Genomic DNA, 6,778 nt, shown 5'->3' on the forward strand with positions numbered 1-6,778 from the left:
AATTCAGTATGCAGTACATCTAAACGTAAATAATCCGCCCGAAAATCGTGCCCCCATTGCGCCACACAGTGGGCTTCATCAATGGCAAATAAAGCAATTTGGCTTTGTAGTAGTAAATTAATCGTGCGCGCCTGAATCAAACGCTCCGGCGCAATATAAACAACATCAATCTGCCCTGCCCGCAACGCTTGCTCATTATCGTAAATCTCTTGCGGCGTTAAAGTACTATTTAAAAACCCCGCCCTCACCCCCAGCGCCCGCAACGCTTCAACCTGATCTTGCATCAACGCAATTAAGGGCGAAACCACAATCGCAACACCGGGGCGTAGCAAGGCCGGAATTTGATAACACAGCGATTTACCGCCGCCGGTCGGCATAATAACTAAGGCATCATCGCCACCAATAACGGCGTTAACAATAGCCTCTTGCTGACCACGAAATTTATCGTAACCGAAAACGTGCTCTAAAACTGATAAGGGGGTTTGTTGCATTATTGACCTTTAGCTTTTCCATTAAGATTGGATTTTTTTAACTCTTGCACAACCTCCGCCAACCCCGAGGAGAGTTCACCACCCAACGAGCTCACATTCCCAGAAATATCTTCAATCACCTGAGAGTTTTCATTATTGATATCATTAACTGCTAGCAACAAATCATTAACAGACTGCAGTAACTGCGCACTCTGCTGTTCAATTACATCAACTCGCGTCATTACGTGCGAGGGAATATTGATATCGCTGTTTAAAACTTTCTCACCCTGTACATATGCAAGTAATCCAGTAGCAAAAGTAGCGGCAAAAGCTAATATTGCTATATATGTAGATGCTCTAGCTTGATTTTTCGCAGAATCTGAATCAGCTTTAGCCTGCTGAAGATTACGGTAATCAATCAAATGCATTTGATCTTTTACAGAAAACAAAAGCTTGGCTGCTGTATCATTTTCTTTTAGTGGCACAGCTCCAACCTTACAAAAAAAATCACCGCTATTAATTAAATTCACATAGTAGCGAACCCTGTCCTCTCCGATTATTTTATATTCTTTTAGAAACTCACCAAAAGAAAAGGTGTCGTTCCTTTCAGCATATTCCAGCATTTTTATAATCGACGTTTCGCTCATATTAACCTTCCGCTGAATTAGTGAAATCTGAAAATGTTATCACCACTTTTCGAACAATGCCCAACCTATCGATAGTGTGCGATGAAAATTGCCCAGGCCCTCGGAGGCAGAACGCAGCTTTAGAGCCGGAAAGCAACTCCATTCAAGACTCACCAAGACTGAATTAACCCTGAAAACTGCTCCTCGACTGTAAGCTCCTGCGCAGTTCTAATAAGGCATATCCTATACCGATGTATTTTCAGGAACCGCCCATCCTTGGACATAAAAAAGGCGGCCATTGGCCGCCCATTTTAGCTATAGCTAACTATTCACCATAAACGGGGAATTTAGCGCAAAGCTCTAGAACTTGACCTTTAACACTAGCAATCACTTCTTCTGCATTACCCGCTTCTAAAGCATCTAGAATGTCGACCATCCAGTTTGTCAATTGCTCACACTCCGCCTCACCAAAACCACGCGTGGTAATAGCCGGTGTACCGACACGTAAACCCGAGGTTACAAACGGTGAACGTGGGTCGTTAGGTACGGCGTTTTTGTTAACAGTGATATTAGCCGCGCCTAAAGCAGCATCAGCATCTTTACCGGTATATTCTTTGCCGATCAAATCAACGAGCATCAAGTGGTTTTCGGTTCCGCCGGATACAATGTTAATGCCACGCTTAATGAAAGTATTTGCCATCACTTTTGCGTTTTTAACCACTTGCTGTTGGTACGCTTTGTACTCATCGCTCATGGCTTCTTTGAAGCTTACCGCTTTTGCCGCGATAACATGCATCAACGGGCCGCCTTGGCCGCCAGGGAAAACAGCCGAGTTTAACTTCTTCTCGATCGCTTCGTTGGCTTTCGCCAAGATGATACCGCCACGTGGGCCGCGCAATGTTTTGTGCGTAGTCGAAGTCGTTACATCAGCAATGTTAACCGGGCTTGGGTAAACACCCGCGGCTACCAAACCGGCAACGTGAGCCATATCTACTAACAAGTAAGCACCGACTTTATCTGCGATATCGCGAAAACGCTGCCAATCAGCCACTTGAGAATAAGCCGAAAAGCCCGCTACGATCATTTTAGGCTTGTGCTCTAGCGCTAAACGCTCAACTTCTTCGTAATCGATCAAGCCGGTATCTGTGTTTAAACCGTATTGAACCGCGTTGTAGTACTTGCCCGAAAAGCTTACTTTGGCACCGTGGGTTAAGTGACCACCGTGTGCCAAACTCATACCTAATACAGTATCGCCAGGTGCACATAATGCCGCATACACAGCCGCATTGGCTTGTGAACCTGAGTGCGGCTGAACGTTGGCATAATCGGCACCAAACAAGGTTTTAGCACGCTCAATCGCTAAGCCTTCAGATTGATCAACATACTCACAACCGCCATAATAACGCTTGCCAGGGTAGCCTTCGGCGTACTTATTGGTCAGCTTAGTGCCTTGCACGGCCATTACCATAGGGCTGGTGTAGTTTTCGCTCGCAATCAGCTCGATGTGCTCTTCTTGACGACGATTTTCATTTTGAATTGACGACCAAATTTCGGGGTCAAAATCGGCAACGGTTTGGTTTTTATCAAACATAGGAATCCTCAAATCACAGCTAGGCCCTAGGCCGGCATATTGGTTAGGTTTTAAAGGGAAAAATATAGGGCGCGATTGTACACTATTTGGCAAAACCTTCACCGCCAGATTTTGGCTTTCTCTGTATTGTTGAGCCAAATATTAGCGCGCGAAAGTACCAATAGGGATAGAAAAAGAGAATGCTATGAACGGCTCCTCTAGATTTAAGTTCAGATCCAAATGCGCAGCTATTCCCACATGCCGCCCACCGCCCGCACTTACCCGTAGAGGAACACCTAAAGTTCGGAACTGTTCTCGCCGGCATTCATACTGAACACTAATTGTGATGCCAGAGCTACGATCGGTTTCTACGCAATCAGTACCGATATCGCCGTGTAATACACTGAGCCCCATAGAAGCATTAACGTAACCGCCCCGTGCAGGAAAGTGCCACATCCGATCAGACCCAACTCACTCATTTCCCCCTCGATAGCTTGCTGTGAACCTCGCTCCACCCTGTGACGGAAAAGAAAATCCTGATCCAATACCCGATAGCTGGCCATCCATTGCGCGTCTTTAGCCGAAAAGTTGAACTGCACCCCCGCAACACCAAAATCGTCCCCTCCACCGAGGTTAAGGACGTCGAGCCAGTAATGCTTCGAACGCCCGCCTTCGACAGGTTTCGATTCAACGACAGAATCACTGTTGCCCTCACCCACAGCTGCTGTTCATGGTGATGCTGCCAAGCCGAATATTAGCACTCCTGCTTTATAGCATGTGTATAGCGCTGTCATTTTTTGATCCTTATAACAATAGTAATACGACTTATTATTTACGACGCAAGACAAAGAGTTATCCGCACTCTGCAATTTGACCAACAGCATATAGACATCCACTTAAGCCACTCGTATGCTGTGCTGGCATTGGTGCAAAGGACTATAAACTGGCGACCAATTGATAACTCTAACAAATGCATTCTGGGAGAAAACATTAAAATGGCACTTTATAAAAAACACATTTCATCCGTCGCCGCAGTGGTTGCCGCTGCGATGCTAAGTGGTTGTGGGTCGAGCAATAACGATACCGCGCCTACAACAGCCGCCAGCTCATCGATGGCAATGGATTCATCTAGTAGCGCAACAAGCTCAAGTGAAGCTAGCGTGGATTTGGTTGCTCTAGGTAAAACAGCCTATGAAGCACAATGCGTTGGTTGTCACGGTGCCGATGGCATGGGCAGCACAGCGATCAACTTAGGCGATGGCCCCGCTGATTTAGCCATGTACATCGAAACTAATATGCCTAAAGCTGGTGCTGGTGCTATGCCCACTGATTGCGATGCTGATTGTGCAGAGCAGGTTGCAGCTTATATTAATAGCTGGGACGACGAAGCTTTTAGCTTGGTTTCAGCAGCAACAGGCTACACCATTGATTCAATCGCAAACTGCGGTGTTGACACCATGATGGATAGCAATACCACAGCGGCATTCAAGGGCAGCACCAATATCATCAGCGGCTGGTCTCATGTTTCAACCGTTGCGCCCTATGATGGGCTCGCAATGAGCGGGGATTCAGCACTTTATGACGTTCCAGGTGTTACAGCAAGTGATAGCAGCTGTAATGACATGAGCACACAGAAAGTTGTGTTAGTGAAAAAATACGCCAATTGGGCACAGCAGCATTCAAACGGTATTGAAGTCTCTATTGCCGACCAAAACAAAACGTTTTCTGATGTCGATAAAATCGTTTTCGAATTCAAATTACACAGCAGCGATAGCGTTATTTTGAGCGAAGGTGAGCTAATGGCCATTTATGGCGATACGCTCACCGATGCTCAGTATGGCGAACTGGATCAAGGCAAGGCGGTATTTGCAGTATCTATACTTGCACCCAGCACTGGCTCAAAAGTTCAAACCGAGCGCTACATTGAAATTGACCAAACAGCCTTAGCTGATCAGTGGATTCGAGTAACAATTCCTTTTGAAGAAATGGATATGTTTACCGGTGAAGTTTGGGAGAAGGGCGCAACTACACTAGCCGCACAAGCAAGCACGGTAGCTGACCGCATTCAAATAAACCCTGAAGTCCTTGGTTCCAAAACTGCCAGTACCACTTACGGCGATGTTATTCGTAATTTGCTTGGTGGCCCTAACGATACCGACTGGGACGCATTGAACGTACCCGAAAGCTTCAAAGAACTTTCAATTTCTATTAAGAACTTAGAAGTACACTGGAAATAATTTAGCCCTTTAGATAACCCAAGGCGCTTAACGTGGTTAAGCGCCTTTTTACGCCCATCCAAAACCCAACAATTGCAATCCCCCGCCAAGCTAAGTACCCTTCGCCACTATCAAATTCGCAACTTCCTAGAGGCTTTAATTAGATGGCGCAATACGTCTATACCATGAACCGGGTGAGCAAAATTGTTCCGCCCAAACGCGAAATCCTTAAGAATATCTCACTATCCTTTTTCCCTGGTGCCAAAATCGGCGTACTCGGCCTGAATGGTTCGGGTAAATCGACGCTGCTGAAAATTATGGCGGGGCTCGATACCGATATTCAGGGTGAAGCGCGGCCAATGCCCGACATTAAAGTGGGCTACCTACCACAGGAACCCGCACTTAACCCCGATAAAGACGTACGCGGTAATGTAGAAGAAGGCGTACAAGAAGCCGTAGATGCCCTTGCCGCGCTCGATAAAATTTACGCGGACTATGCCGAGCCCGATGCCGACTTTGATGCGTTGGCTAAAGCACAGGCCAAGTGTGAAGATGTTATTGAAGCGTGGGATGCTCACAACTTAAACCACAAGCTAGAAGTTGCAGCAGACTCCCTGCGACTACCGCCTTGGGATGCCGATGTCACTAAGCTTTCGGGCGGTGAAAAACGCCGTGTAGCGTTGTGCCGCTTGCTGCTTTCGCGCCCAGACATGCTATTGCTTGATGAGCCAACGAACCACTTGGACGCAGAATCTGTGTTTTGGCTGGAGCAATTCCTTCACGAATTCCCCGGCACCGTGGTTGCCATTACGCACGATCGCTACTTTCTCGATAACGCCGCCAACTGGATTTTGGAATTAGACCGTGGCCACGGCATTCCCTATGAAGGCAATTACAGCAACTGGCTAGAACAAAAGTCGGCTCGTTTAGAACAAGAGCAACGCGGCGAAGTGGCTCGTCAAAAAGCGATGAAAACCGAGCTAGAGTGGGCCCGTCAAAACCCCAAAGGCCGCCAAGCCAAAAACAAAGCACGTTTGGCGCGCTTTGATGAAATGCAAAGCCAAGAATTCCAAAGCCGTAACGAAACCAACGAAATTTATATCCCACCCGGCGAGCGTCTTGGCGATAAAGTGATCGAGCTGCATAACGTGAGCAAAAGCTTTGGCGACCGGTTATTAATTGATAATCTCAGCCTTAACATTCCCAAGGGCGCCATTGTTGGTATTGTGGGTGGCAACGGCGCGGGTAAATCTACCCTGTTCCGCATGATTGCCGGCACGGAAAAACCCGATAGTGGTGAAGTCATTTTGGGCGAAACCACTAAAATTGCTTATGTTGAGCAGGGCCGTGAAAATCTCAAAAATGATAAAACCGTTTGGGAGGCTATCTCTGAAGGTGCCGATCTACTGAAAATCGGGAATTACGAAGTGAACTCACGTTCCTACGTGGGGCGCTTTAACTTTAAAGGCTCAGACCAACAAAAACGTGTCGGTGAATTATCCGGTGGTGAGCGCGGTCGCTTACATTTGGCAAACACCCTTAAACAAGGGGCTAATGTTCTATTACTGGATGAACCCTCAAACGATTTGGATGTTGAAACCTTACGAGCTCTTGAAGAAGCCATCGAAAACTTCCCAGGTTGTGCCTTGGTTATTTCGCACGACCGCTGGTTCTTAGATCGTGTTGCAACGCACATACTGGCCTATGAAGATGAAAGTGAAATTGTCTTTTTCGAAGGCAACTACGCTGAATACCACGATGACTTTGTCGCAAGAAAAGGTAATAACGCACAGCCTAAGCGCGTTAAATATAAGCCCCTAAAAGTTTAGTGGATTTTGCCTTAAGGGGCGAGGCAATAATAGTTTGTCCAATTAGACGAAGGCGCCTGTTTTCTCA

Annotated in this window: 6 protein-coding genes; 2 read left to right on the forward strand and 4 right to left on the reverse strand. The window is 46.8% G+C overall.

What is annotated here, in order from left to right:
- The 4 genes from AC3A8L_RS13105 to AC3A8L_RS13120 all read right to left on the reverse strand — a co-directional run.
- A partial coding sequence (locus tag AC3A8L_RS13105) for a DEAD/DEAH box helicase (RefSeq protein WP_487962713.1) occupies positions 1-491 on the reverse strand: 491 nt, incomplete at its 3' end.
- On the reverse strand, positions 491-1,117 hold the full coding sequence (locus tag AC3A8L_RS13110) for a hypothetical protein (RefSeq protein WP_487962714.1): 627 nt from the start codon (positions 1,115-1,117) through the stop codon (positions 491-493). The genes AC3A8L_RS13110 and AC3A8L_RS13105, both read right to left, overlap by 1 nt.
- Positions 1,118-1,421: 304 nt before the next feature.
- Positions 1,422-2,687, reverse strand: a complete 1,266-nt coding sequence (gene glyA / locus AC3A8L_RS13115; protein ID WP_487962715.1) for a serine hydroxymethyltransferase — start codon at positions 2,685-2,687, stop codon at positions 1,422-1,424.
- Positions 2,688-2,828: 141 nt separating this feature from the next.
- The gene (locus AC3A8L_RS13120) at positions 2,829-3,122 is read right to left on the reverse strand and encodes a hypothetical protein (protein ID WP_487962716.1); all 294 of its coding nucleotides are present in this window, start codon (positions 3,120-3,122) and stop codon (positions 2,829-2,831) included.
- Between the two features lie 539 nt (positions 3,123-3,661).
- Between AC3A8L_RS13120 and AC3A8L_RS13125 the strand changes: the two genes are divergently transcribed.
- Positions 3,662-4,903, forward strand: a complete 1,242-nt coding sequence (locus AC3A8L_RS13125; protein WP_487962717.1) for a c-type cytochrome — start codon at positions 3,662-3,664, stop codon at positions 4,901-4,903.
- A 143-nt stretch (positions 4,904-5,046) separates the two neighbouring features.
- Positions 5,047-6,711, forward strand: a complete 1,665-nt coding sequence (ettA, locus tag AC3A8L_RS13130) for an energy-dependent translational throttle protein EttA (RefSeq protein WP_487962718.1) — start codon at positions 5,047-5,049, stop codon at positions 6,709-6,711.
- Positions 6,712-6,778: the final 67 nt, after the last annotated feature.

This window comes from Marinagarivorans sp. (assembly GCF_982758155.1).

Bases quoted from the DNA above. Each gene is read 5' to 3' on its own strand.
- glyA (WP_487962715.1), bottom strand. From the start codon at position 2,687: ATGTTTGATAAAAACCAAACCGTTGCCGATTTTGACCCCGAAATTTGG.
- AC3A8L_RS13125 (WP_487962717.1), top strand. From the start codon at position 3,662: ATGGCACTTTATAAAAAACACATTTCATCCGTCGCCGCAGTGGTTGCC.
- AC3A8L_RS13110 (WP_487962714.1), bottom strand. From the start codon at position 1,117: ATGAGCGAAACGTCGATTATAAAAATGCTGGAATATGCTGAAAGGAAC.
- AC3A8L_RS13120 (WP_487962716.1), bottom strand. From the start codon at position 3,122: ATGTGGCACTTTCCTGCACGGGGCGGTTACGTTAATGCTTCTATGGGG.
- ettA (WP_487962718.1), top strand. From the start codon at position 5,047: ATGGCGCAATACGTCTATACCATGAACCGGGTGAGCAAAATTGTTCCG.